The organism is Streptomyces sp. NPDC001480 (assembly GCF_042894725.1).
Lineage (GTDB): Bacteria > Actinomycetota > Actinomycetes > Streptomycetales > Streptomycetaceae > Streptomyces.
Map to the genome: position 1 here is coordinate 324,956 of NZ_JBIAVX010000004.1, position 25,381 is coordinate 350,336.

The following is a 25,381-nucleotide window of genomic DNA, read 5'->3' on the forward strand; positions in this document are numbered from 1 at the left end:
CTCGGCGTCGCCGTGCTGGGCAGCGTCTACCTCAACGCGCCCTCGGCGCCGCACGCGGCCGAGGCGGCGTGCTGGGTGGCGGTGGGACTGGTGGGCGTGAGCTGGGTGGCGAGCCGAAGGGTGACAGGGGAGACGGTGACAGCCGAGACGGTGACAGCGGAGACATAGCCGCGGGGCTGCCCGCCTTCAGTGTCCGCAGCACGGGACTCGTCTCCAGCGCACGGATCTGCCGCAACGCCCCCAGCCGGCGCGTCAGATACCGGTGCAGGTCAGCCGGGTCCCGGCACAGCGCCTGCGCCACCAGATTCGTCGGCCCGGTGGTCGCCGCCACGAAGGCCAGCTCGTCGTGGGTCGCCAGCTCCTCCGCCACCCCTTCCAGGTCCGCGGGGCGCACCGACATCCACAGCAGTGCCCGGGTCCGTACGCCGAAGAGCGCGGCGTCCATCTCCACGTCGAAGAACAGCCCGCCCCCGGCACGCAGCTCGGCCAGCCGCCGCGCCACCGTGGCCGGCGACCACCCGGTCGACCGGGCCAGCTCCCCGAAGGCGGCCCGCCCGTCCTTCTCCAGGGCGGCCAGCAACTCCGCGTCCCCGGGGCCGGGCGGGCGCGCCCCGACACCCTCGCCGTCCTGCGGGCTCTCCGCGCCCTCCGCGCCCTCGCGCAACGCCCGCTGCTGCTCGGCGTCCAGCGTCCGCGCGCCGCGCCGCCAGTTCACGGGGCCGCCGAGATAGGTGTGCAGCAGACAGTGGGCGGACACCGCGGTGATCCCGCCGGTGCGCGGAATGTCCCGCAGCAGCAGCGAGTTGCCGGCGGTGTCGTCCGTGGGGGCGTGGATGATCGCCGTGATCTCGGTCCCCCCGGACGTCAGCTTCACCCACGAGGTGTCCGGCCGCCGCACCAGCGCCTCGGCGATCGCCTGCGCGGACCGCGCCGCCGCGGTGAGCCGGACCAGCCACTGGGTCCGCCCCGCCCGGTGCGGGTCGGCGAGCCCGACGACCCGCAGCCCGGCCTCGGTCCGCAGCCGCCGGTACCGCCGGGCGACCGTCTGCGCGGAGACGCCGAGCACGCCGGCGATACGGCTGAACGGCGCGCGCCCGTCGACGTGCAGGGCGTGGATGAGGGCACGGTCGAGGTCGTCGAGCATGCCCCCATCCTCGCGGACGCCCCCGGTGGGACGCCCGGCCGGGCTCAGAGGTCGAACTCGTGCGGCGGCAGCTCCAGCGTGAAGCACGCCTCGCGGACCACGGCCTGCTCGGTCTTGTCGAAGTCCCCGTCGGCACCGCCGATGACGATGCCGATCTGGATGACGGCCCGTGCCTCCGCGGGCTTCTTCTTCGCCTTGGCGATCTCCTGGAGCACGCTGACCTTGCCGAAGGCGAAGTCGGTGGTCAGCTTGTTCAGGTTGTCCTCGAAACGGCGCCGCAGGTCGTCGGCGGGGAAGTTCTGCAACACCTCGTTGGTGGCGATGAGCTGGGCCACGCGCTGCCGCTCGGCCGGGTCGATCGTCCCGTCGGCGGCCGCCACCAGCGCGCACATGGCCATGCTCGCGTCGCGGAAGGCACCGCTCTTCAGATCGTTCTTCTTCGCCACCAGCTGGGTCTGCATCGTCGACGCGGACTCCTTGACGCGGTCCCACAGGGCCATGCGAACTCCTCATACGGATCGGCACATACGGATCGCTTCTACGACACCGTAGAAACTCGTGCGTCGGCCGAAAAGTTCCGCCGAGAGGTTCCGGGGCCCTGTGCCGGTGCCGCCGCTCCGGTCAGGCGACCTCGGCCGGCGTCTGCCGCTTCTTCTGCTTCCGCTCGCGGCGCCTCACGCGGGGTTCCTGGTCCGGGAGCCAGCCGAAGGTCAGGCAGCTGCCGGTGACGCCGAGCACGAGGCCGACGATGAAACCGCCGAGGTTGGAGGTCATCCAGCTGCCCAGGGAGAGCAGGACGCCGGTGATGGAGTAGAAGATGCGCTGGGCGGGGCTGAAGAGGATCAGCAGGCCGAGGATCAGCATCAGAGTGGGCAGGAGATACCCCGCCAGTCCCTGCATGCCGACGTGCAGGATGACCGGAAGCGGTGCCTTCATGGTCACCAGGATCTCGGCGCCGCCCAGTACGAGCAGCAGGCCGCCCACGAAGGGACGGCCTCCTCTCCACTGCCTGAAGCGGGCCCTCTTCATCACGGGCAGCCGTCGCTGGAGAACTTCATGTGCAGGTTGGGCAGCTTGAAGACGGCCGCGGTGGCCGCGTAGTTGCGCTGGTACAGGTTCGTGATGGTGACCTTGTCGGCCTGCTGGCTGTAGACGCCCGCGGGGCCCTTCTGGTCGACCTTGTCGAGGGTGCTGGCGTCACGGCCGATCTCGATGTTCTTGAACGCGGCGTTGCCCGTGATGTCGTCGGAGTCGATCGACAGGTTCGACACCTGCACCTTCTTGGACCCGGTGCCCGCGGTGAGGACGAGCTGGATGCCGCCGAGGTCGACGCTCTGGCACATGTTGGTGAGCGTGCCGTTCTTCACCACCGAGGTGACGACCAGCTCCTGACCCCCGGTGTCACCGGCGTTGGGGCTGTTCTCGATCATGTTGTCCAGCCCGCCGTACTGCGCGAACCCCTTGCCGTCGAGCCGGTCGGCCTTGACCACGAACGGCATGCCGGAGATGGCGAACTGGACACCCAGGGCGCCCTGCGCGGTGAGGATCGCGAGTCCCGCGGTGACGCCGACGGCGGGCACCGCCATCACGGCGGCCCGGCGCAGCCGGACTCGCCCGCGTCTTGGTGCGGAACCGTTTTCTGGGTTCTCGGGTGTGTTGTCGGCGGACGAGAGGTCCGGGGACGAGGCCATGTCTGCTCCCATGGGCATAGTCATGCGGGTTGGGCTCGTGGCGCGTTGTCCTGGCGCGGACATCGACTGCCGCGCACGCCTCCCCGCACTCCCGGCGCTTGCAAGGGCTTTCACGTTACGCAGCAGTAGCCGCCGAGGAAGTTACCGGGGGTTACATGAGGGGTCAAGAGAGTTGTGAAAAAAGAGTGTCGATTATGCGTCGTCAGCTTTCAAGTGCGGTAACTCCCTTGATCGACCTTGACGTTGACTGATCCTCAGGTCTACAACTGCCCCTGGCTCAACCGGATCCGTGGCGCCGGATCCGCCGTGCGGCACCATCGGTCCTCTCCAAGGGGTGCTCCCGGCACGGCACTCCACACAGACCGCCCCCGCACAAGCGCGTTCCCGGCACGGGACCTTCCCTGACCCAGAGTCTCAAGGCCCGCGCCCGGTCGCCCTCATTCGGCCCGGCCGGAAGTCTCCCCCCGAGGCTCACGGCCGGTGTCCAGCCGCCGTTGCCGGTCCGTCACGTACGGAGAAGGCGTGCACGGACCGGCAGCGGCCGGCGCCCCAGGGCGCCCTCCCAACCCCCCACCTCACCCTCACCAGCCCCCCACTCAGAAATGAGGCACCCGCATGCGCACCCGTACCCTCGTCACCCTCGCCGGAGCCGTCGCCGCCCTCGCGCTCCCGCTGGCCGCCGTCCCCGCCTCCGCGGACGGCACCCCGGTGCTCACCACCGGCAGCGCCGGCGGCACCGCGGTCGCGGTCGGTGACGTCCTCACCGCGCCGCTGGCGAGCGGCACCTCCGCCACGCTCTACTCCAGCGCGACCGGCACCAGCGGCGTCAAGTGCACGTCGTCGCAGTTCACCGCCACCGTCAAGGACAACCCGGCCGCGCCCGGCACGGCCACCGAGTCGGCCGGCGCGCAGACCTTCGACGCCGGCAGCTGCACCAGCAACGTCCTCGGTGTCACCGGCGTCAGCAGCATCACGGTCGACAACCTGCCCTACACCACCACCGTGGCCTCCAACGGCACGCTCACCGTGACCCCGGCAAGCGGCTCGACCATCCAGACCACCGTCAAGCTGAAGACGCTGCTGGGCTCCATCACCTGCGTCTACCAGGCGGCCAGCCTGACCGGTACGTCCGACAACAGCGACAACAGCATCAACTTCACCAACCAGCAGTTCACGAAGACCTCCGGCTCCTCGCTCTGCTTCTCCAGCGGCTACTTCACCGCCAAGTACGCCGCCGTCACCGACGCGGGTGCCCCGGTCTTCGTCAACTGAGCCCAAGCAGCCGAGGCGTTCACCGCCGACGCAGACGCACAAACAGGGCGGCGCCCCCGGTGAGCACCAGCACCGCGGCGGCGCCGCCCGCCAGTAGCGGCGCGGAGGGCCCGGAGCCGGCGTCGGTGGTGGAGGCCACCGGAGTGCTGTCGGCGACGGTGCCCTCGGCCCGCGGGGCGGTCGTCGCCTCATGGGACGCCGCCTCCGTCGACTCGGTGGCCGTCGGCCGGTCGGAGGCGCCGGCCGACGGCCGGGCCGCCCTCCCGGTCGCCGCGCCGGCCGGAGTCGGAGCCGAGGGCGACGGCGTGGCGGCCTTGCCCGCCTTCGCCTTCGGGAACACCACGTCGGAGCACGAGTAATAGGTGTCCGGCGTACTGGTGTTCTGCCAGATCGTGAAGAGGACGTGCCGCCCCGTCCGGTCCGACGGCAGCTTGGCCCCGATGTGGTACGCGCCGCCGGTCAGCGCCGGGTCCGTGACCTGGGCGAAGGGCTTCGAGGGCAGGTCGGACCAGGTCAGCGGCTTCGACGGGTCGTAGCCGGGCTTGGTCAGATAGAGCTTGAACGTGCCGGCGTGCGGGATCGTCGAGGCGTACGTCATCGTCATCCTGGCGCCCGGGGCCAGCCGGGTCGACGGCCAGTCCGTACGGGCCAGGTCGAGGCCCTTGTACGCGGGCAGGCCTCCGCTGCACAGCTTCCCGTCCGCGATCACCTGCCGGTCCCGGCCGCCCACGCCGGCCACCCGCAGGTTGTCCCACATCGTGAAGGGCGCCCCGTTGGCGGCGACAGCCGCCCGGCACGCCGCCGAACGCGCCGCGTCGCCGCCGTCGGGGGAGCAGGCGTACACCCGGCTGACCGGATCCGTCGGCGCGCCGTGCGCCAGGGCCGGTCCCGCCGCGCACAGCGACAGCAGGGCCGAGGCCGCCACGGCGGCCCCCGTGACCCTCAGATGTGCGGTCATCCGACTCATGGCAGGACGCCTCCTCGGCCGGCGCGGCAACGGTGTGTCCCGTGCAGTACGGGAAACGGGCCGCCGGCGTTCAGTTCGCCCCCTCGTGTACGGATCCGCCGACCTACAGGGCCGGTCGGTGCTCGCATGCACCGACCGGCCCGTCCGTTTGAGGTCCCATTGAGAACCGCCCGACCTCCTCGTATCGTGGCGATCACGGGCACGGCGTTCCGGTCGTTCGCCATGCCCTCCGGAAGAGGGCAAAAGCCGAGGGGGGGGCCTCATTTGACATCGTCCGCTTATTGACCGTCACGGACGGCCGGACGGCCGGTCGCAGGGCTCGCACGCGTCGGCCACCGAGTCTGCACAAACCTGCTCCGTTGTCGCAGGGTGAGTTATCGTGTGCATGGGGTAAAAAACAAACGGCACGTCCCGTACGTTTCTGACTTCAAGGAGTGTCCCTTAGATGGCGAGGCAGTTACGCGCCGAGCAAACCCGGACGACGATCATCACCGCCGCGGCCGACCTGTTCGACCGTCACGGCTACGAATCGACCAGTCTGAGCGACATCGTCGAGCACGCCCGGGTCACCAAGGGCGCGCTCTACTTCCACTTCGCGGCCAAGGAGGATCTGGCACGCGCCATCATGGAGTTGCAGGCCCAGGCGTCGCGGCAGGTGGCGAGGGAGGTGGAGAGCCGAGGCTGCTCCTCGCTGGAGTTCCTGATCCGCGCCACGTTCGGGATCGCGCGGCTCGCGGTCGAGGACCCGATCCCCCGGGCGGGACTCCGCCTCGCCACCGCGGACGTGGCCGTCCGGCCGCCGCTGAAGCACCCGTTCTCCGAGTGGCTGGACCTCTCCACCCGCAAACTCCTCGGCGCGGTCAGGGAATCCGATGTGCACCCGGACATCGACGTGGACGCCGCCGCCCACTCCCTCGTGTACTTCTTCGTCGGTACCCGGGTCGCCGGCCGCTCCCTCGATCCCGACGGACGGCTGCCCCGCAGGATCGCCGAGATGTGGCACCTGATGATCCGCGGAATGGTGCCGGTACCCCGGCGTGCCCGCTATCTCACCCTCACCACACAGCTGGAACGGGAGACCAGAACCGCCTGATCCGCGGGGTACGGTGACGCCCATGCCCGACACCCCCGCCGCCCCCGTGATCCTCGGTGACGAACCCGGCTCCTTCCCGCGCAGCGTGCTGGCCGAGCGGCATCCCGCGATCATCCGGCAGGTACGCGAGGCCTTCCCGTACGGCCCCGAGCAGCACCGCGCGCTGGAGGCGCTGCTGAAGAGCTGCACCGAAGGCGTCATCGAGCCGCTGCCCGCCGACGCGCCCGACCGCGACCGGTGGCGGGACTGGGGCGCGGACACCTGGACCGGCCGCTCCTGGTTCGACGTGCCCTGGCTGTGGTCGGAGAGCCACTTCTACCGCCGGCTCCTCGACGCCGTCGCCTACTTCGGCTCCGGACCCTGGGCGGGCATCGACCCCTTCCGGCCCTTCAAGCGCGCCGAACTCGACGCCGGCGAGACGGACGAGGAACTGGCCGCGCTCGACGCGCTCGAGGACCTGCCGGCCGACGAACGGGCCCGCGCCCTGCTGCACGGATCGCTCTGGGGCAACCGCGCCGACCTCGGCTTCCGCCTCTCCGCCGAGGGCGCCGAGACCCAGGAGGCCGTCCCCGCCCTGGTGGCCGACGACAGTGACGCCCTGTGGTCCCTGCTGCCCTCCTCCGGTACGGGCACGCTCTGCCTGGTCGCGGACAACGCCGGCCGGGAACTCGTCCCCGACCTGCTCCTGATCGCCCACCTCCTCGCCGAGGGCGCTGTCGCACGGGCCGTACTGCACGTCAAGCCCTACCCGTACTACGTCTCCGACGCCACGACCGCCGACGTGGTGGACGCCCTGCGCCGGCTCACCTCGGCGCCGGGCGCGGCGGCCGGACACGGGCGGCGGCTGTGGGCGGCCATGGCCGACGGGCGGCTCACGGTGCGCGCCCACCCCTTCTCCTGCGCCCCGCTGCCGTACGCGGACATGCCGGACGACCTGCGTGCCGAGTTCGCCGCCGCGACCCTGACCGTGGTCAAGGGCGACCTCAACTACCGGCGCCTGGTCGGCGACCGGCTGTGGCCGCCGACCACGCCCTTCCGTGACGTCACCGCGTACTTCCCGGGCCCGGTCGCCGCCCTGCGCACGCTGAAGTCCGACGTGATCACCGGCCTGGACCCGGACACCGAGGCGGCCCTGGTCGCGGCGGAGGGCCGGCGCTGGCGCACCGGGGGCACGCACGCACTGATCCAGGTCGGCGGGGGGTCAGCCGACGTACAACGGCAGTGACTTGATGCCGTTGATGAAGTTGGACACCAGCCGTTCGGCGGGCCCGGCGAGCCGGAGCGCGGGCAGCGCCCCGAGGGCCTCCTCGTACAGCAGCCGCAGCTGGAGCCGGGCGAAATGGGCGCCCAGGCAGACGTGCGGGCCGTCGCCGAACGACACGTGCGGGTTGGGTGTGCGGGCGAGGTCGAGCCGGTCGGGGTCGGTGAAGACCCGCTCGTCGCGGTTGGCCGAGGCGTGGAACACCACCACCTTGGCGCCCGCGCGGATCCGCCGCCCGCCCAGTTCGGTGTCCCGCACGGCGGTACGGCGGAAGGTCAGCACCGGCGGATGCCAGCGCAGCAACTCCTCGACCGCCTGCGGGAGCTCCGCCTTCCCCGCCCGCAACAGCCCGTACGCCGACGGATGTTCGGCGAGCGCCGGCAGCCCGCCCGGAGCCGCGCCACGCACGGTGTCGTTGCCCGCGATCGTGAGCAGGAAGAAGAACATCTGAAGTTCACCGTCGGCGAGTCCGGCGTCGTGGGCCAGCATGGTCAGCACGTCGTCGGCGGGGTGGCGCCGCTTGTACGCGGCCAGTTGCCGCGCGTACTCGAACATGTCCGCGAGCATCGCCGGTGACCGCGGGTCGACCGGCCTGCCCGCACGGTCGAGCACCGGCTCACCGGCCTCGTCCGGGTCCTGGTAGCCGATGACCCGCCGCGTCCAGTGCAGCAGCAGCCGGCGGTCGCTCGCCGGGACGCCCAGCAGGTCGGCGAGGTTGAGCAGGGCGTACTCGTCGGTGACGGCGGCGACCAGGTCGACGCTTCCGTCCGCGGCGCGGGCCGCTTCCAGGGCCCGCCCGAACAGTGCGCGCGCCCTCGCCCGCGCGACCTCGGCGAACCGGTCGACGCGTCCCGGGGTGAAGGCCCGGCTGACCGTCCGTCGCAACCGCTGGTGCCACGGCGGATCCTGATTGAGCATCATGCGACGGATGAACGGCAGGTCCGCCGGATCGGGATCCCGGATCTGGGTCGCGCCCACGTACGACGAGTACGTCCCCGCGTCCTTGAGCACCCGCACCACATCGGCGTGCCGGGTCACCGCCCAGAACCCCGGCCCGGCCGGCCAGCCCAGCACCTCCGGCTCGTCCTGCCGGACCACGGGGTGCCGGTCGCGCAGGATCCGGTAGTCGGCGTACGGCACCCCGGCGGCGTACCGCCGGGGATCGAACACGTCGGGCACCGGCCCCGCCTCCGGTGACGGCGCTGGAGAGGTCATGGGAACACCGTGGCGTCTTCGCCCGGGCCCGGCAAGAGTTCCCGGTTCTCCCACCCTTCACGCGATGGTGTGATCATGTGCCGCGTCCCGGATGCCTGTCGGGGGCCGCGGGTAGGCCCCGGCCATGACGCAGCCGTTCGAACTCCCGCACTTCTACATGCCGTATCCCGCGCGGCTGAACCCGCACGTCGACGAGGCGCGTGCCCACTCGACGGCGTGGGCGCGCGAGATGGGCATGCTGGAGGGGTCCGGGATCTGGGAGCAGGCCGACCTCGAGGCGCACGACTACGGGCTCCTGTGCGCCTACACCCACCCCGACTGCGACGGCCCGGCGCTCTCGCTGATCACCGACTGGTACGTGTGGGTGTTCTTCTTCGACGACCACTTCCTGGACATGTACAAGCGCACCCCGGACCGCGCCGCAGGCAAGGCGCACCTGGACCGGCTGCCGCTGTTCATGCCACCGGACCCCGGGGCCGCCGTACCCGAGCCGGAGAACCCGGTCGAGGCGGGCCTCGCCGACCTCTGGGCGCGCACGGTGCCGTCGATGTCGGCCGCCTGGCGCAGGCGGTTCGCGGTGGCCACCGAGCATCTGCTGAACGAGTCCCTGTGGGAGCTGTCCAACATCGACGAGGGGCGGATCGCCAACCCGGTCGAGTACATCGAGATGCGCCGCAAGGTCGGCGGCGCCCCCTGGTCGGCGGGCCTCGTCGAGTACGCGACCGCCGAAGTGCCCGCGGCCGTCGCCGGGTCGAGGCCGCTGCGGGTGCTCATGGAGACCTTCGCCGACGCCGTCCACCTGCGCAACGACCTGTTCTCCTACCAGCGGGAGGTCGAGGACGAGGGGGAGAACAGCAACGGCGTGCTGGTCCTGGAGACCTTCTTCGGCTGCACCACCCAGGAGGCCGCCGACACCGTCAACGACATCCTCACCTCCCGCCTTCACCAGTTCGAGCACACCGCGCTCACCGAAGTGCCCGCGCTCGCCCTGGACAAGGGCCTCACCCCGGACGAGGTCGCGGCGGTGGCGGCCTACACCAAGGGACTGCAGGACTGGCAGTCCGGCGGCCACGAATGGCACCTGCGTTCCAGCCGGTACATGAACGCGGGCGCCACCTCCGCCGCACCCTGGCACGGCCTGACCGGGCCGGGCACCTCGGCCGCCGACGTCGGCGCCCTGCTCGCCTCGGCGGCGTCAGAACGTCTGCGCGCGTACGCACACGTGCCGTTCCAGAAGGTCGGCCCGTCGCTGCTGCCCGACTTCCACATGCCCTTCCCGCTGGAGCTGAGCCCGCACCTGGAAGGAGCCCGCCCCCGGCTGACCGCCTGGGCGCACCGTACGGGCATCCTGGAGGAGGGCGTCTGGGACGAGGACAAGCTCGCCGCCGCCGACCTTCCGCTCTGCGCGGCCGGCCTGGACCCCGACGCCACCGAAGAGGCGCTCGACCTCAGCTCGCAGTGGCTCGCCTGGGGGACGTACGGCGACGACTACTACCCGCTGGTGTACGGCCGCCGCCGGGACCTGGCGGCCGCCCGGCTCACCACGGCCCGGCTGTCGGCCTGCATGCCCGTCGCGGGCGAGCCGGCCCCCGTCCCGGCGGGCGCCCTGGAGCGCGGCCTGACCGACCTGTGGGCGCGCACGACCTCGGAGATGACCCCCGACCGGCGGCGCGCCCTGAAGCAGGCCGTCGACACGATGACCGAGAGCTGGCTGTGGGAGCTGTCCAACCAGCTCCAGAACCGCGTCCCCGATCCGGTCGACTACCTGGAGATGCGGCGGGCGACCTTCGGTTCCGACCTCACCCTGAGCCTGTGCCGCATGGGGCACGGCCCGGCGATCCCGCCGGAGGTGTACCGCAGCGGCCCGGTCCGCTCCCTGGAGAACGCCGCCATCGACTACGCCTGCCTCGTCAACGACGTCTTCTCGTACCAGAAGGAGATCGAGTACGAGGGCGAGCTCCACAACGCCGTCCTCGTCGTGCAGAACTTCTTCGGCGTCGACTACCCGACCGCGCTCGGGGTCGTGCACGACCTGATGACCCAGCGGATGCAGCAGTTCCAACACGTCGTGGCGCACGAACTGCCTATCATGTACAGGGACTTCGACCTCACGGCCGAGGCGCGTGAGGCCATGGACGGCTATGTCGCCGACCTGCGCAACTGGCTGGCCGGGATCCTGAACTGGCACCGGGGCGTCGACCGCTACAAGTGCGGTGCTCTGGCGCGCCGCACGCACGGCTTCCTCCCGGACCGGCCCCCGGCGCCCGCCCTGCCCGTCAGCTGAGCTGCCGCACCCGGGCCGCCGCGTGCCCGGTGGCGGCCCGTGCCAGCGCCCGGAGCACCGGGTGCGGGTGCGAGCCGTCGCCGGACAGTTCCGGCTGGAAGAGCGTGGCCAGGAAGAACGGGTGGTCGTGCTCCGGGAGTTCGGCCACCCGGACCTGGCCGTCCTCGTCCCGGCCGGAGAAGCGAAGACCGTGGGCGCGCAGTGTGTCGAGGTGACGGGAGGGGCCGTACGCGCAGAAGTACCGCTCGACCGTGTGCCCGGAACCGATGACGGACTCGGCGAGCGAGCCGGGCTCGAGCCGGACCGCGGCCTCGTGGCCGACCAGGGAACAGGCCAGCGGCTCGATGAGCGGGTCCTCGGCGTCCGGGTCGTTCTCGGCGTGCGCGACCCGGGCCAGTCCGCACACGTTCCGGGCGTACTCCAGGAGCGCGTGCTGGAACCCGCCGCAGGTACCCAGGAACGGGATGCCCTCCTCGCGGGCGGTGCGGATCGCCGTGAGCACGCCCGCCTCGCTGCGGTACGGGCTGCCCGGCAGCACCCACACCGCGTCGAAGCCGCGCACGGCGTCCGAGGTCCGGGCGTCCTCGGTGGGGATCCAGTAGGCGTCGAGGACGAGCCGGTCGCGGGCGGCGAGCGCGTCGAGCAGACGCGGGATCCGGGTGTGCGAGACGACGTGGGGGGAGCGGTCGCCGACCAGGGCGAGCGTGGCGGTGTGAGCCGCGGTGTTCGACATGGCCCTCATCCTGGGCGCGCCCCCTGGTTCACGTCCAACGATGATCTCTGCACCTTCGATAAGCAACGCTGATGCCGGGTGGGATCCTGTCCGCCATGGATCCGCACCTGCTGCGCACGTACGTCACCGTCGCCCGCCTCGCCTCCTTCTCCGAGGCCGCGCGCGAGCTGGGTTACACCCAGTCCGCCGTGTCCCAGCACATCGCGGCGCTCGAACAGGACCTGGGCGCGCCGCTGCTCACCCGCCGCCCCGTCCTCCCCACCGCGGCGGGAGAGCGGGTGCTGGAACACGCGGGCCCGCTGCTGCTGCGCCTCGAGGCGGCCCGCGCCGACGTCGTGCGGATGGCGGCCGCGCCCGAGCAGGGGCTGATCCTCGCCGCCGCACCGACCGCGCTGCACCCCCGTGTGCTCGCCGCGCTGCCCGGCGCGGGCGTGACCCTGCGGGTGCTCGCCCGGGACTCGGTCCCGGCCGCCGTCGCCACCGGGGCCGCCGATCTCGGTCTGGTCGACGGGCCGGCCGCGCCCAGTGACCCGCTGCGGCTGCCCGACGTGGCGCCGCTGACCTCGCACGGCGTGGGGGAGGACGCCGTCGCCGTGCTGCTGCCCGCCACCCATCCGCTCGCGCGCCGCCCCGGCCTGCGCCTCGGTGACCTCGCCGACGCCCGGTGGCTCGACGCCCCCGACGCGGGCCTGCCGCTCGACCGGTTGCGCGCCGCGGCCGGCGGCGGCGCCTTCCGGCCGGCCCTGCGCTACGAGGGCACGGACGTCCGGATCCTGACCGCCCTCGCCGCCGCCGGCTACGGACTGACCCTGCTGCCGCGCGTGGTGGCCGACGGAGTACCCGGCGCGGTCGCCGTCCCGCTGACCGAGCCACGGATCGTGCACCGCACCGAACTCCTGTACGCCGGGGCGCCGCGGGGAGCGGCGGCGGTGCTGGTGGAGCGGCTGACCGGAGGGGGCTGACGAACCGCGACGGCTATGACTTCCCACCGCCGCCCCCTGCTCAGTCTCACTCGATCGTGGCTCGTCGCGCCCCGGTGCGCCGGGTAGTGCGCCTGGGAGCACACCAGCCGGAGGCGATCCATGGAACAGACTGCGCTGCGCCCCAAGCCGATCCCGGGTCAGGAACGGGGGGACGGCGGCCCCAGCGGGCCCACGCGGCGCCCGCACGCCGCCCGCCGACGCGGCCGGCGGCTGCACACCGCGCTGCTGGGCCTGTCCGCCGGCGTCGTCCTGGTGCTGTGCGGCGTCGGACTCGGCACGGTCGGCGCCACCGTGATCGGCATGAGCAGACTCGCCGAACTGCGGCACCAGGCACCGCCGCCCGGCCGTTCGGCCCCGGCCACGCCCTCCGCCGCCCAGGGGGCGCCCGCCGCCACCCTCGGCCTGGAGGTCGTGGACGCCCAGAAGGCGGGCGCGCTGGTCGTCGGCGTCCACGTCCCCGGCCCGGGCTACGCCGCCGGCCTGGTCCGCGGCGACGTACTCCTCCAGGTCGGCAAGGCCCGTGTCGACACGGCCGCCGATCTCGCCCGGGCCGTCGCCGCGGCCCGGCCCGGCGCCCGGGTCACCCTCACGGTGTGCCACCACAGCGGCGGCTACCAGCAGCTGACCGCCGTACCGGGCGTGGTCGCGTGAGCGCCCGGTCCCCGCGCGGCCGGGAGGGCGCGAGGACCGACGTCCCGGTACGCCCGACGGGGCGCCACGGGCCGGTGCCCGGGTCACCCTCACGGTGTGCCACCACAGCGGCGGCTACCAGCAGCTGACCGCCGTACCGGGCGTGGTCGCGTGAGCGCCCGGTCCCCGCGCGGCCGGGAGGGCACGAGGACCGACGCACCGGTACGCCCCACGGGGCGCCACGGGCCGGTGCCCGGGTCACCCTCACGGTGTGCCACCACAGCGGCGGCTACCAGCAGCTGACCGCCGTACCGGGCGTGGTCACGTGAGCGCCCGGTCCCCGCGCGGCCGGGAGGGCACGAGGACCGACGCACCGCTACGCCCCACGGGGCGCCACGGGCCGGTGCCCGGGTCACCCTCACGGTGTGCCACCACAGCGGCGGCTACCAGCAGCTGACCGCCGTACCGGGCGTGGTCGCGTGAGCGCCCGGTCCCCGCGCGGCCGGGAGGGCACGAGGACCGACGCACCGGTACGCCCCACGGGGCGCCACGGGCCGGTGCCCGGCGGCGTGCCCTCCCGCGGCCGGCGGCAGCCGGGCGGACAGCGCCGTCGGGCCGCCGGCGAGGCGGCTGCTCCCGCGGCGTACGACGACTGACGGGCGAGGGGCGAACCTTCGTTCGGATTCGGTGCGGGAGAGCACGCCGCTTCGCCCGCGGGACCCCGTAACCGGCTCGCGTCGCCCCCCGGGTCCGGGCAGGATGCTCCCGTGGTCCCATGCCCAGCACGTCCCCGCGTCCACGGAGGCCCGGATGACCGGTAGTACGCCCGCGCCCTTCACCGCCGACGACTACAGGGCCCGCATGGAGCGCGCCGCGCGCGCCGCCGCCGACGCCGGGCTGGCCGGACTGCTCGTGACGCCCGGCCCGGACCTGGTGTGGCTCACCGGCTACGCGCCCACCGCGGTCACCGAACGGCTCACCCTGCTCGTCCTCGCCCCCGGCCGGGACCCCGTGCTCGTCGTGCCCACGCTGGAGGCCCCGGACGCCCAGAAGGCACCCGGCGCCGCCGCTCTGACCCTGAGGGACTGGACCGACGGCAAGGACCCGTACGCCGTCACCGCCGGCCTCCTGCCGAACAGCGGCCGCTTCGGCATCAGCGACAACGCCTGGGCCCTGCACCTGCTCGGCCTCCAGAGGACGCTGCCCGGCACCTCCTGCGCCGCCCTCACCGACGCCCTGCCCATGCTGCGCGCCGTCAAGGACACGGCGGAGCTGGAACTGCTGGCGGCGGCCGGGGCGGCCGCCGACGCCACGTTCGAGGAGATCCGGAAGGTTCCCTTCGCCGGCCGCCGGGAGTCCGACGTCGGCCAGGACCTCGCCGGCCTGCTGCGCCGGCACGGACACTCCCAGGTCGACTTCACCATCGTCGGCTCCGGTCCGAACGGCGCCAACCCGCACCACGAGGTCGGCGACCGCGTCATCCAGCGCGGCGACATGGTCGTCCTCGACTTCGGCGGGCTGAAGGACGGCTACGGCTCCGACACCACCCGCACCGTCCACGTCGGCGAGCCCACCGACGAGGAGCGCAGGGTCCACGACGTCGTGCGCGCCGCCCAGGAGGCGGGCTTCAGCGCGGTGCGGCCCGGCGTCCCCTGCCAGGACGTCGACCGGGCCGCCCGCGCCGTGATCACCGACGCCGGATACGGCGAGTACTTCATCCACCGCACCGGCCACGGCATCGGCGTGACCACGCACGAGCCGCCGTACATGATCGAGGGCGAGGAACAGCCCCTCGTGCCCGGCATGTGCTTCTCCGTGGAACCCGGCATCTACCTGCCCGGCCGTTTCGGGGTGCGCATCGAGGACATCGTCACGGTCACCGAGGACGGCGGCCGCCGCCTCAACAACACCACCCGCGAGATGGTCATGGTGGACTGAGAGGACACAGCGGGTACTCATCGACAGCCCCCGGGACGACAACGGCGCGACCATGACCCAGGCACCGACACCCACCGCGGACACCGTCCGCCGACTGGTCCGTTCGCTGCTCAAGGAGAGCGCGGAGACAGCCTCCGGGCCCGACGTGCGGCCCGTCGCGGAGGGCGGCGAGCACACCACCTGGTGGGTCGGCGCCCGCCACGTGCTGCGCCTCGCCCCCGACCGGGAGGCCGCCGCCCGTCAGCGCCGCGAGCTGCGCCTGCGCGACCTCGTGCGCCCGCACCTGCCCGTCGCCGTCCCCACCAGCGTCGCCCACGGCGAGTGGGCGCCGGGCCTCACCTACACCCTCGACACCAGGGTCCCCGGCGGCACGGGGGAGGAGCACGACGTCTCCGCCGTCGGCGAGGCCGACCTGGCCGGGCTGCTCACCGGGCTGCGCGAGGTGCCCGTACGGCAGGCCGAGACACTCGGCGTCCCGCGCGCCGCCCCGCGCTCCCTGGAGGCACTGCGCAGGATGGCCGCGCACGCGGCCGAACGCCTCGGCGCCGCCGACGAGTTCGATCCGGCCCGGATGACCCAGCTGGCCCCGTCCGCCGCGGCCCAGCTCGCCGCGCAGTCCGGCACGGCGGTCCTGGTCCACCACGACCTCAGGGGCGAGCACCTCCTGGTCAGCGCCGACGGGCGGGTGCGCGGCATCCTCGACTGGACCGGCGCCGTCGTCGGCGACCCCGCCGAGGACATCGCCTCCCTCGCCCTCGCCGTCGGCTCGCCCGCCGCCGTCCGCGCCGCCACCCTCGCCGGATACAGCGCCCGCCCCTGCCTGCGCGGTCTGTGGCTCGCCCGCTGCGACACCGTCATCCGCCTCACCGACTGCATCGAGGCCCGCGGCACCGCCCCCCTCCCGCTCCTGAGGACCCAGCTGCGCCGCGCCTGGGAGCCGATCCTGCTGGAGCGGGTGACGGAGTTCAGGGAGGACGGCGAGGAATGAGGGGGCGTAGAAGTCCGTGGTCCGCCCGCGTGTGCCGGGCTGCGGTCGCGACGTCGGCGGATTCGGGTGAGGCTGTCAGGGAGCGTGGCCGGCCTCCCATGGGGCTGTGCGTCGGCGGCCACGCCGGACAGAAAGGCGACGGCCATGGCAGCGACGCCCGACAAGGTGCGGCAGGGGCGGGACCGGTACGACAGCGGTGCGATGATCAGCGGGCTCCCCCTGTTCGCCGGGGCGACGCTGATGCTGAGCGGCCCGCTCAGCATCCTGCTGGGCGTGACCGGCATCGCACAGGACACCCTGTTCTCCTCGCCCCGGTACGTCTACCGGTTCGACCTGACCGCCTGGGGCTGGCTCCACCTCGTCATCGGGCTGGGGCTCGTCGTCGCCGGCATGGGGGTGCTGCTCGGCAGGAGCTGGGGGCGCGGGGCGGGCGTCACGATGGGGGCGGTCAGCCTGATCACCCAGTTCATGTTCATTCCGTACTACCCGGTGTGGTCCATCATCGTGATGACGCTCGACCTCCTCATCGTGTGGGCGCTGAGCAGGTCCCTCCTCGAGGCCGGCGGCGGCCGGTGAACCACGGGCCGGGCCGCCGGCCCGGCCCCGCGCCCGTCACTCCTGCGCCAGCACCACGCACGACTCCCCGGGCACCTGGAGCAGCCCGTCCGCCCCGGGCGCCTCGACCGGGTCCCACGCGGCGAGGACCTCGGCCGGCCGGGTGCCGAGCGGGATCGCCGCCTGAGCCTTGCCCAGGTTGACGACGACCCGGACGTCCCCGCGCCGGAAGGCCAGCCAGCGGGCCCGGGCGTCGTACGCGACCTTGGTGTCCGCGAGGTCGGGGTCGGTGAGGTCCGGCTGCTCGTGGCGCAGGGCGATGAGCCGGCGGTACCAGGCCAGCACGCGCGCGTGGGGCTCCCGCTCGGGCTCCGACCAGTCCAGGCACGAGCGGTCCCGGGTCGCCGGGTCCTGCGGGTCGGGCACGTCCTCCTCGGCCCAGCCGTGCGCCGCGAACTCCCGCCGCCTGCCCTGCCGCACCGCCTGGGCGAGTTCCGGGTCGGTGTGGTCGGTGAAGAACTGCCAGGGCGTGCCGGCCGCCCACTCCTCGCCCATGAACAGCATCGGCGTGAACGGCGCGGTGACGGTGAGCGTGGCGGCGCAGGCCAGCAGGCCGGGGGAGAGCGTGGCCGAGAGGCGGTCGCCCTGGGCGCGGTTGCCGACCTGGTCGTGGGTCTGGCTGTAGCCGAGCAGCCGGTGCCCGGCCGTGCGCGCGCGGTCCAGCGGGCGGCCGTGGTGCCGGCCCCGGAAACTGGAGTACGAACCGTCGTGGAACCAGCCGCCCGTGAGCGTCTTGGCGAGGGCGGCGAAGGGATCGCGGGCGAAGTCGGCGTAGTAGCCCTGGGACTCGCCGGTCAGCGCGGTGTGCAGGGCGTGATGGAAGTCGTCGTTCCACTGGGCGTGCAGGCCGAGGCCGTGCTCCGCGCGCGGGGTGATCATCCGCGGGTCGTTGAGGTCGGACTCACCGATCAGGAACAGTGGCCGGCCCAGCTCGGCGGCCAGCAAGTCCACGGCCGCCGACAGCTCCTCCAGGAAGTGGCACGCGCGCGTGTCGCGCAGCGCGTGCACCGCGTCCAGGCGCAGCCCGTCGATCCGGTAGTCGCGCAGCCAGGCCAGCGCGCTGCCGGCGAGGTACGCGCGTACCTCGTCCGAGCCGGGCGCGTCCAGGTTGACCGCCGCGCCCCACGGCGTGTGGTGCGTGTCCGTGAAGTACGGTCCGAACGCGGGCAGGTGATTGCCGGACGGGCCCAGGTGGTTGTGCACGACGTCGAGGACCACGCCCAGGCCGAGTTCGTGCGCCCGGTCGACGAACCGTTTCAGTGCCTCGGGGCCGCCGTACGGCTCGTGCACCGCCCACAGCGACACCCCCTCGTACCCCCAGCCGTGCCGCCCCGGAAACGGGCACAGCGGCATCAACTCGACGTGCGTGACGCCCAGCCGCACCAGGTGCTCCAGCCGTCCGGCCGCCGCGTCCAGAGTGCCCTCGGGGGTGTACGTGCCCACGTGCAGCTCGTACAGCACCGCACCCGGCAGCCCGCGCCCGGCCCACGCCCCGGTCCGCCACGCGTACCGCTCGTGGTCGACGACCGCGCTCGGGCCGTCCGGGCCGTCGGGCTGCCGCCGCGAACGCGGGTCGGGCAGCACGGGGCCGTCGTCCACCGCGAACCCGTACCGCGACCCGTCCTGCGCCTCCGACTCACCGGTCCACCATCCGGCCCGCACCGGATCGCGTTCCAACGCGCGCGTGGCGCCGTCGCAATCCAGCGTCACACGGTCTGCCTGCGGTGCCCACACCTCGAACTGCACGGGACGGTTCCCCTTCGTCTGCTCACCGTGATGTAGCCCGTCCATCGTGCTGCAAAACGCGATCAGTCCGCCTTCCCGTCCGCGCTTTTCCGGGCGGGTGTCGCCGGACGTACGCGCGTGGCGGCCGTTTCCCCGTTTTCTGGACACCCGGGGTTCACTGACCGACAATCACGAGCGTGACGTCGTCTTTCGAGTTCTCCACGTATCCGGCGCGGCTGTCCGACGCGGAGCGCGACAAGGCGCTGAGGGTGCTCCGCGACGGCGTCGCCATGGGCCGGCTGTCCCACGACACATTCGTGCGCCGCATGGAACTGGCGCTCTCCGCCCGCCGCTCGGACGAACTCGCCGTCCTCACCGCCGACCTGCCCCAGGAGAACCGCCTCACGCGCGCGTTGTTCGGCGCCGTCGAGGCGGCCTCCGGCTTCACCGTACGGCTGCGCCGGGCCTGGCAGGCCGAGCGGCTGCCCAAGCTGCTCCTGCCGCACCCGGACAGCACCCACCCGCTGCGCATAGGCCGCGACCCCGCGAGCGGCCTCAGGCTCAATCACGAGACCGTCTCCCGGGTACACGCCGAACTGCGCCGCCAGGGCGGCATGTGGGTGCTCAGGGACCTCGGCTCCACCAACGGCACCACCGTCAACGGGCGGCGGGTGACCGGCGCCGCCGTCGTCCGTGAGGGCGACCAGATCGCCTTCGGCCGGATGGCCTTCCGCCTCGCCACCCACTGAGGCCGGACCCGCCGCGAACCCCCGCGCAGGCCGAAACCGGGCTGCCCCACGCGGTGTTGACGTTCCCCCGAAGTCGTGACTGACTGTGCGTACATCATGCACATGATGTGAACCGCTGGCACCGCACAGTGGAGGTGTGCTCCGCTGCCACCACTCCTCCGCTACCCGACCGTGGACGAACTGGGCGCCCGCGCGGCGGCGCTCGTCGCCCGCCGTCCCGGGGCCGCCCGGCTGCGCCGCGTCGGGGCCTCCCGCGCGGGCACGCCACTGTGGCTGCTCTCCGTCGGCCACGGCAGCCGGCACGTCCTGGTCGTCGCCGGACCGCACGCCAACGAACCGGTGGGCGGCGCCACCGCCCTGCGCCTGGCCGAACGGGCCCTCGCCGACCCGCGGCTGACCGAGGGCGCCGACGCCACCTGGAACCTGCTGCTGTGCCTCGATCCGGACGGCTCGCGCCGCAACGAGGGCTGGCTGACCGGGCCGTACACCCTGCGGCACTACTTCCGGCATTTCTTCCGGCCCGGCTTCCTGGAGCAGCCCGAATGGCTGCCCGACGGCGCCGACGCCGTCGCGCTGCCGGAGACCCGCGCCCTGCTCGACCTCCAGGACGAACTGCGGCCCTTCCTCCAGTGCTCGCTGCACGGCGTCGACGTCGGCGGCGGCTTCGTGGAGCTGACCCGCGACCTGCCCGGACTCGCCGCGCGCCTCGCCCACACCGCCGCCCGCCTCGGCATCCCGCGCGAACTCGGCGCGTACGACACCCTGTACTGGCCGAACGTGGGACCCGCCGTCTACCGGATCCCGCCGCCGCGCCGCGCGGACCTGGCCGCGGCCATCACCGAGGCGGCCGTCGAGTCGACCTGGTTCCACCCGCACCGGTACGGCACGGTGACCGCGGTCGTCGAGGCGCCCATGTGGGGTGTGCGGGCCGTGGAGGACCCCTCCCCGCCCGCGGACCGCGACGCGGCGCTGCGCGCGGTCAGCCGCACCCTGCGCCGGGACACCCGGCTCCTGGAGGGCATCCTTGGCCGCATCCGGCTCCAGCCGGCCACCGCCCCGGACGCGGCGCGCCTGCTCGCCCCGGTCGACGACTACCTGCTGGTCTGCCCCGGCCTCGCCGACGCCTGGGACCCCGACACCGGCGGCGCGGGAGCGGGCCGGCTGCCCCCGCTCAGCACCGCCCACCTGGCGGCCCTGCGCATCGCCGGACGGCGCCTGGCCCTCCGGACGGCGGGACTGCTGCACCGGGTGGTGCGCGGCACCGGGCACGACCCGGCGGGCGTGCTGCCCGACCTCGACAGGCTCCTCGACACCTGGTGCGCGGAGTACCGCGACTGCTACGGGGCCCGCTGGATCCCGGTCGCACGCCAGGCCGAGTACCAGACACGCGTCGTACTGAGCGCGTTCGAACTGGCCCAGCGGTACGCGCGCGCGTGCTCCCGTTCGGGTGAGCGGGACTGGGGTGCGCAGGCCGCCGTGCCGATGCACCGGGAATGACGCACACCACCAAAGCGACAGCGGTACGAGGCGCCCTGCTGGCGGCGGTCGCGCTCCTCGCCGCGGGCCCGGCAGCCGCCGCCGCGACCACGCCCGGCGGAGCCGGCCGGAGCGACTGGCTCTACCTCACCGTCGCCCGCGGCGACGCCCGCAACGGCGACACACGAGGCACCCTGCTGCTGTGCGACCCGCCGGAGGGACACGCACACGCGGCCGAGGCCTGCGCCGAACTCACGAACGCGAAGGGAGACATCCGCGCCATCCCGCAGCAGAAGAACGTGTTCTGCCCGATGATCTACGCGCCGGTGACCGTCCACGCGCGCGGGGAATGGCAGGGCCGTCCTGTGGACTACCGGGAGACGTTCTCGAACACCTGCGCGATGCAGGCGCGGACGGGGGCGGTGTTCGCGCTGGACCGCTGAGCGCCGGACGGATGAGCGTCGGCCGGACGAGCGCGCGGGGCCGGTCAGGGGTGGTGTGCGGTCGTTCCGGGCCTCACGCCGCCCCTTCGCGCGCGTGCAGCGCCGCCGCGAGTACCGTGCGGGACTGGTGCTCGACCTGGTGCTCCAGGGGCACCCAGCGGGCCCGGAAGCGCTCGGCGAAGGCGTCGCACCAGGAGGCCACGAGCCGTTCCAGCCGGGGTGCCGCCCGGTCGTCCGCCTCCCGCAGGACCCGCAGCAGCATCGCCGCCGCCCGCAGCGGCAGCCGGCGCCCGAAGGCGTCCACGCTGCCGACATAGGCCATCGTGGTGTCGGCGGGCGGCGTGCCGGCCCAGTCCGAGGCCAGGCCCGGCACCACCTCCAGGACCCACCTGGCCGCACGCAACAGGGGCACGTCGGTGTCCCCGAGCCGGGGCAGGACGTCGGCGAGCACCCGCTCCACCTCCAGCGCGTCCCGCAGCAGCCGGCTCGCCAGCCGTCGCATCGCCGCCGCCGGGGCCGGGTGCGGCGCCGGGTCGTCCACCAGGTCACTGGCCCACATCGGCACCTCCACCACCGCCGTCAGCCCGCCGTAGCGGTGGACGCGGTACCAGGTGCTGTGCCGGGCGTCGTCCGGCATGCTCGGGTAGGCGAGGCCCGAGCCGGGGTCGGGCATCACGTGCACGCCGGGGCCCGACGCGGGCCAGCCCGCCGCGTCCGACGCGCCCGTCTCCACCGGTATGTGCAGCTCCGCCGCGGACTTGGCGAACGGCTCGGCGAGCCCGGGCACGTCCCTGGTCAGCTGCACCCAGCTGCCGCCCAGGTCGGTGCCGTGCAGCGTCACCTGGAGGTAGGGCCGCAGTTCGTCGATCACCCCGGTCAGGGCCCGGGTCTCGGGCGGCAGCCGGTCGGGCGGCAGGACCGACGGCGACCACTCCGGCTGTTCGGGCTGCGCGGGCCGGTAGAAGCCGCGGTGGTAGTCGAGCAGGCTGCGCGGCGCCGGGGTGACGTGCAGGCTCGCCCCGTCCGGGTCCGCGCACAGCAGGAAGTGCCAGGAGGTGTCGGCTCGTAACTCCCTTTCGTGCACCACCCGTCGGGCGAGCGCGAGCAGCGTGGAGCCTCCGGTGGGCTCGTTGGCGTGGGCGCCGGCGACCACCAGGACGGCCCGCCGCCGCCGTCCCACGGACAGCAGGTGCAGTGGTCTGCCCGCCCGGGACAGGCCCACCCGCCGCAGGGCACACACACCGGGCTCGAGGGCGGCCAACGCCTCGGCGGATGCGACCAGTTCGGCAACGCTGGGGTAACGCAGCTCCGGCAGAGGACTCACCCCCGACTTGTCCGCCCGGCTTCGCCCTCCCAGTGCCGCACGGCATAGGTGAACTGTCAAGCAGATGGAGGGGGAGGCAGGGGGAGGCTCCAGGGGGCGCCCGGGGGCATTCGAGCGCGCCGTCGGCCTCCTGGGTCAGGACGGCTTCGTGGGTCAGGACGGCTGCGCCGGGGCGCCCGCCGGGAGCCTGCCGCTCACTGCTGGTGCAGGCGGCGGTCGGCGAGGGTCAGGAAGGCCTCGCCGACCGCCTCCGACAGCGTGGGGTGCGGATGGATGTGCCGGGCCACGTCGGACGGCTGGGCGTCCCAGCCGACGATCAGCTGGCTCTCGGCGATCATCTCGGACACGTGCGGGCCCACCAGGTGCACGCCGAGGACCTGACCGCCGCCGGCCTCGGCGACGACCTTCACCATGCCGCCCTGCCCGTGCACCATTCCCTTGGCGACGGCGGTCAGCGGCATCGTGCCGACCTCGACCTCGTGCCCGCGCGCGCGGGCCTCCGCCTCGCCCAGGCCCACGGACGCGGTCTGCGGCGAGGAGTAGGTGACCCGGGGCACCGCCGCGTAGTCGACGGGCGGCGACGACAGCCCCGCCAGCGTCTCGGCCACCAGCAGGCCCTCCGCGAACGACGCGTGGGCGAGCCCGAGCGAGGGCGGCGGCAGCAGGTCGCCGACCACGTGCACGCCCGGTACGGCCGTCTCCAGCCGCCGCCAGTCCGCCGGGACGACGAACCCCCGCTCGTCGGTCGCCAGGCCCGCGGCGGCCAGGTCCAGGCCGTCGGTGACCGGGACGCGGCCGACGGCCACCAGGAGCCGCTCCGCCTCCACCGTGCGGGTCTCGCCGCGGGCGGTGCGCACACGCGCGCGTACGCCGTCCGCCGTCAGCTCCGCGTCCAGCAGCCGGGCCCCCGCCTGGACGTCGATGCCGCGCTTCTTCAGACCCCGCGTCAGATGCCGTGCCACGTCGGCGTCCTCGAGCGGCACGATCCGGTCGGCCGCCTCCACCAGGGTCACCTCGGCACCCATCGAGCGGTGGAAGGAGGCGTACTCCACGCCGATCGCCCCGCCGCCCAGCACCAGCACGGACGCCGGGAGCCCGGGGGCGAACAGCGCGTCGTCGCTGGTCACCACGCGCCGGCCGTCGGGTTCGAGCCCCGGGAGCGTGCGCGGTCGCGAGCCGGTCGCGAGGACGATCCCCCGGCGCGCGGTGAAGTCGCCCGCCCCGGGACCGGTCCCGCCCGCCACACGCACCGTGCGGGTCCCCGTGAGCCGTGCGCTGCCCCGCACCACCCGCACGCCCGCGTGCGCCAGGTGAGCCTCCACGCCCCGGTGGTTGCGGGTCACGATGTCGTCCCGCGTGGCGACGAGCGCCGGCCAGTCGACGGCGTCCAGCGTGGCCTTGACGCCCCAGCGCTCGCGGGCCTCGGCGATGCCGTCCACGAGTTCGGCGGCGTGCAGCATCGCCTTGCTCGGGATGCAGCCGCGGTGCAGACAGGTGCCGCCGACCTTGTCGCGTTCGACGAGGACGACGTCCAGTCCCAGGGCGGCGGCGCGCAGGGCGGTGCTGTACCCGCCGGTGCCGCCGCCGACGACGATCACGTCCGGTGTGTTCATGGACCCCACCCTCGCCCCGCCCCCCGCCATGCGTCCAAGGCAATGTCCTTGTCGAACCCATGCACGATGCTTATGGCATGAGTCTGCGCCAGATGGAGTACTTCCTGACGGTCGTCGAAGAGGCGTCCTTCACCCGGGCGGCGGAGGTCCTGCACGTGACCCAGCCCGCGCTCTCGCACCAGATCAAGGCCCTGGAGAGGTCGGTCGGCGGTGCCCTCCTGGAGCGTCTGCCGCGCGGGGTGCGCCTCACCCCGATGGGCCGCGCCTTCCTGCCGCACGCCGAGCTCGCCGTCCGCAGCGCCGTCCAGGCCCGCCGCGCCGCCCGTGCCGCGGCCGGCGCCGAGGGCGGCGAACTGCACGTCGCGGCCCTGCACTCGGTCGCGGTGGGCGTCCTCCCCGACGTCTTCGCCCGCTGGCACGCCGCCCACCCCCGCGTCCTGCTCCAACTGCACGAGTACGCCACCTCCGAGGCCCTGCGGGAGGCGGTGGAGCGCGGCGCCGCGGACCTCGCCGTCGGCCCGGCGCCCACCGACTGGGCCGGTACCGCCGTGCCGGTGGGCGAGGAGGAGATCGTCCTCGTGGTGCCCTTCGACGACCGCCTCGCGGGCCGTACGACGGTGATGCTGCCGGAACTGGCGGACCGCGCCTGGGTACGCTGCGCCATGGAGCCCGTCGTGCACGGCGAGCGCTTCCTGGACCGGGCCTGCGGGCAGGCAGGGTTCCGGCCGCGCACCGCCGTGTGCACCGAGCACACCTCCACCGCTGTCCGGATGGCCGCCGCCGGGGTCGGGGTGTGCGCGGCCCCCTCCCACATCGTGCGCGGTGCCGTCGGCGAGGACTGCGTGCTCCTCACCCCCGACCCGCCCTGGAAGCGCACCCTGACCGCCTACGCCCGCGTGCCCCCCACCGGCGCCGCCGAAGCCTTCGTCACCCTCCTGCGCGACACGTGGCCGGGCCCGGGGAGCCCGACCTTGTCCGACGAGCCGCGCGGCCGCGTGAGCAGCGGCTGCGGATGACCGGCGCGCGGCATCCGGCCGGCCTCCCCGGCCCGCGTCGGCGGTGCCGTCGGCAGTGCCGCGACAGGCTCCGCCACGCGCGCCCCCGCAGGCGCCGGGCCTTCGTCATCCCCTTTACGGGCGATGTGGCCGGGCCCGGGGAGCCCGACCTTGTCCGACGAGCCGCGCGGCCGCGTGAGCAGCGGCTGCGGATGACCGGCGCGCGGCATCCGGCCGGCCTC

General features: G+C 73.7%; 23 protein-coding genes. 13 read left to right on the top strand and 10 right to left on the bottom strand.

Going from position 1 to position 25,381, the window contains the following annotated elements; translation table 11 throughout:
- Positions 1-31: 31 nt before the first annotated feature.
- The 4 genes from ACFY01_RS11775 to ACFY01_RS11790 all read right to left on the bottom strand — a co-directional run bounded on the left by ACFY01_RS11775 (position 32) and on the right by ACFY01_RS11790 (position 2,835).
- Positions 32-1,144, bottom strand: coding sequence for an Lrp/AsnC family transcriptional regulator (locus tag ACFY01_RS11775; RefSeq protein WP_390735531.1), 1,113 nt, complete (start codon positions 1,142-1,144; stop codon positions 32-34).
- Between the two features lie 44 nt (positions 1,145-1,188).
- Positions 1,189-1,644: a tellurite resistance TerB family protein gene (locus tag ACFY01_RS11780; protein ID WP_390735532.1), complete on the bottom strand. Its 456-nt coding sequence runs from the start codon at positions 1,642-1,644 to the stop codon at positions 1,189-1,191.
- A gap of 121 nt (positions 1,645-1,765) precedes the next feature.
- Positions 1,766-2,173 (bottom strand): DUF6114 domain-containing protein, encoded by a 408-nt coding sequence (locus ACFY01_RS11785; RefSeq protein ID WP_390735533.1) that lies wholly within the window; start codon positions 2,171-2,173, stop codon positions 1,766-1,768.
- Positions 2,173-2,835 (bottom strand): DUF6230 family protein, encoded by a 663-nt coding sequence (locus ACFY01_RS11790; RefSeq protein WP_390735750.1) that lies wholly within the window; start codon positions 2,833-2,835, stop codon positions 2,173-2,175. Before ACFY01_RS11790 ends, ACFY01_RS11785 begins: the two co-directional genes overlap by 1 nt.
- Before the next feature lie 615 nt (positions 2,836-3,450).
- On the opposite strand from ACFY01_RS11790, the gene ACFY01_RS11795 reads away from it, so the two are divergent.
- Complete coding sequence (locus ACFY01_RS11795) at positions 3,451-4,107, top strand: Tat pathway signal sequence domain protein (RefSeq protein ID WP_390735534.1); 657 nt, start codon at positions 3,451-3,453, stop codon at positions 4,105-4,107.
- A gap of 19 nt (positions 4,108-4,126) precedes the next feature.
- On the opposite strand, the gene ACFY01_RS11800 is transcribed toward ACFY01_RS11795, so the two are convergent.
- Entirely contained in the window at positions 4,127-5,074 is a 948-nt protein-coding gene (locus ACFY01_RS11800) for a lytic polysaccharide monooxygenase (RefSeq protein ID WP_390735535.1), read from the bottom strand.
- A 445-nt stretch (positions 5,075-5,519) separates the two neighbouring features.
- On the opposite strand from ACFY01_RS11800, the gene ACFY01_RS11805 reads away from it, so the two are divergent.
- Complete coding sequence (locus ACFY01_RS11805; RefSeq protein ID WP_390735536.1) at positions 5,520-6,167, top strand: ScbR family autoregulator-binding transcription factor; 648 nt, start codon at positions 5,520-5,522, stop codon at positions 6,165-6,167.
- A gap of 22 nt (positions 6,168-6,189) precedes the next feature.
- Positions 6,190-7,392, top strand: coding sequence for a damage-control phosphatase ARMT1 family protein (locus ACFY01_RS11810; protein WP_390735537.1), 1,203 nt, complete (start codon positions 6,190-6,192; stop codon positions 7,390-7,392).
- Here ACFY01_RS11810 and ACFY01_RS11815 read toward each other — a convergent pair.
- A complete protein-coding gene (locus ACFY01_RS11815) occupies positions 7,369-8,643 on the bottom strand; it encodes a cytochrome P450 (protein WP_390735538.1) in 1,275 nt (424 codons plus the stop codon). The genes ACFY01_RS11810 and ACFY01_RS11815 overlap by 24 nt on opposite strands.
- Before the next feature lie 124 nt (positions 8,644-8,767).
- On the opposite strand from ACFY01_RS11815, the gene cyc2 reads away from it, so the two are divergent.
- Positions 8,768-10,927: a germacradienol/geosmin synthase Cyc2 gene (gene cyc2, locus ACFY01_RS11820; RefSeq protein WP_390735539.1), complete on the top strand. Its 2,160-nt coding sequence runs from the start codon at positions 8,768-8,770 to the stop codon at positions 10,925-10,927.
- On the opposite strand, the gene ACFY01_RS11825 is transcribed toward cyc2, so the two are convergent.
- Positions 10,920-11,660 (bottom strand): hypothetical protein, encoded by a 741-nt coding sequence (locus tag ACFY01_RS11825; protein ID WP_390735540.1) that lies wholly within the window; start codon positions 11,658-11,660, stop codon positions 10,920-10,922. The two genes, cyc2 and ACFY01_RS11825, sit on opposite strands and share 8 nt — an antisense overlap.
- 95 nt (positions 11,661-11,755) lie before the next feature.
- Here ACFY01_RS11825 and ACFY01_RS11830 point away from each other — a divergent pair, with 95 nt between their 5' ends.
- The 5 genes from ACFY01_RS11830 (at position 11,756) to ACFY01_RS11850 (ending at position 16,775) form a co-directional block, all read left to right on the top strand.
- Positions 11,756-12,622: a LysR family transcriptional regulator gene (locus tag ACFY01_RS11830; RefSeq protein WP_390735541.1), complete on the top strand. Its 867-nt coding sequence runs from the start codon at positions 11,756-11,758 to the stop codon at positions 12,620-12,622.
- A gap of 120 nt (positions 12,623-12,742) precedes the next feature.
- Complete coding sequence (locus tag ACFY01_RS11835) at positions 12,743-13,294, top strand: PDZ domain-containing protein (protein WP_390735542.1); 552 nt, start codon at positions 12,743-12,745, stop codon at positions 13,292-13,294.
- Positions 13,295-14,083: 789 nt separating this feature from the next.
- The gene (locus tag ACFY01_RS11840) at positions 14,084-15,211 is read left to right on the top strand and encodes an aminopeptidase P family protein (RefSeq protein WP_390735543.1); all 1,128 of its coding nucleotides are present in this window, start codon (positions 14,084-14,086) and stop codon (positions 15,209-15,211) included.
- 52 nt (positions 15,212-15,263) lie between these two features.
- Positions 15,264-16,199: an aminoglycoside phosphotransferase family protein gene (locus ACFY01_RS11845; protein ID WP_390735544.1), complete on the top strand. Its 936-nt coding sequence runs from the start codon at positions 15,264-15,266 to the stop codon at positions 16,197-16,199.
- A gap of 144 nt (positions 16,200-16,343) precedes the next feature.
- Complete coding sequence (locus tag ACFY01_RS11850; RefSeq protein WP_390735545.1) at positions 16,344-16,775, top strand: hypothetical protein; 432 nt, start codon at positions 16,344-16,346, stop codon at positions 16,773-16,775.
- Positions 16,776-16,811: 36 nt separating this feature from the next.
- Here the strand turns inward: ACFY01_RS11850 and treZ are convergent, their stop codons facing one another.
- Entirely contained in the window at positions 16,812-18,560 is a 1,749-nt protein-coding gene (gene treZ, locus ACFY01_RS11855; RefSeq protein ID WP_390735546.1) for a malto-oligosyltrehalose trehalohydrolase, read from the bottom strand.
- 176 nt (positions 18,561-18,736) lie between these two features.
- Between treZ and ACFY01_RS11860 the strand changes: the two genes are divergently transcribed.
- The 3 genes from ACFY01_RS11860 to ACFY01_RS11870 all read left to right on the top strand — a co-directional run bounded on the left by ACFY01_RS11860 (position 18,737) and on the right by ACFY01_RS11870 (position 21,207).
- The gene (locus ACFY01_RS11860) at positions 18,737-19,288 is read left to right on the top strand and encodes an FHA domain-containing protein (RefSeq protein WP_390735547.1); all 552 of its coding nucleotides are present in this window, start codon (positions 18,737-18,739) and stop codon (positions 19,286-19,288) included.
- 171 nt (positions 19,289-19,459) lie between these two features.
- Positions 19,460-20,785, top strand: coding sequence for a M14 family zinc carboxypeptidase (locus tag ACFY01_RS11865; protein WP_390735548.1), 1,326 nt, complete (start codon positions 19,460-19,462; stop codon positions 20,783-20,785).
- Positions 20,782-21,207 carry an SSI family serine proteinase inhibitor gene (locus tag ACFY01_RS11870; RefSeq protein ID WP_390735549.1) on the top strand — a complete coding sequence of 142 codons (426 nt, stop codon included), beginning with the start codon at positions 20,782-20,784 and terminating at the stop codon, positions 21,205-21,207. The genes ACFY01_RS11865 and ACFY01_RS11870 overlap by 4 nt, the downstream gene beginning before the upstream one ends.
- A 73-nt stretch (positions 21,208-21,280) precedes the next feature.
- Here ACFY01_RS11870 and ACFY01_RS11875 read toward each other — a convergent pair whose 3' ends face one another.
- Positions 21,281-22,531: a M14 family zinc carboxypeptidase gene (locus ACFY01_RS11875; RefSeq protein WP_390735550.1), complete on the bottom strand. Its 1,251-nt coding sequence runs from the start codon at positions 22,529-22,531 to the stop codon at positions 21,281-21,283.
- A 194-nt stretch (positions 22,532-22,725) separates the two neighbouring features.
- The gene (gene lpdA, locus ACFY01_RS11880) at positions 22,726-24,144 is read right to left on the bottom strand and encodes a dihydrolipoyl dehydrogenase (protein ID WP_390735551.1); all 1,419 of its coding nucleotides are present in this window, start codon (positions 24,142-24,144) and stop codon (positions 22,726-22,728) included.
- 77 nt (positions 24,145-24,221) lie between these two features.
- Here lpdA and ACFY01_RS11885 point away from each other — a divergent pair, with 77 nt between their 5' ends.
- Positions 24,222-25,160 carry a LysR substrate-binding domain-containing protein gene (locus tag ACFY01_RS11885; protein ID WP_390735552.1) on the top strand — a complete coding sequence of 313 codons (939 nt, stop codon included), beginning with the start codon at positions 24,222-24,224 and terminating at the stop codon, positions 25,158-25,160.
- Positions 25,161-25,381 lie beyond the last annotated feature (221 nt).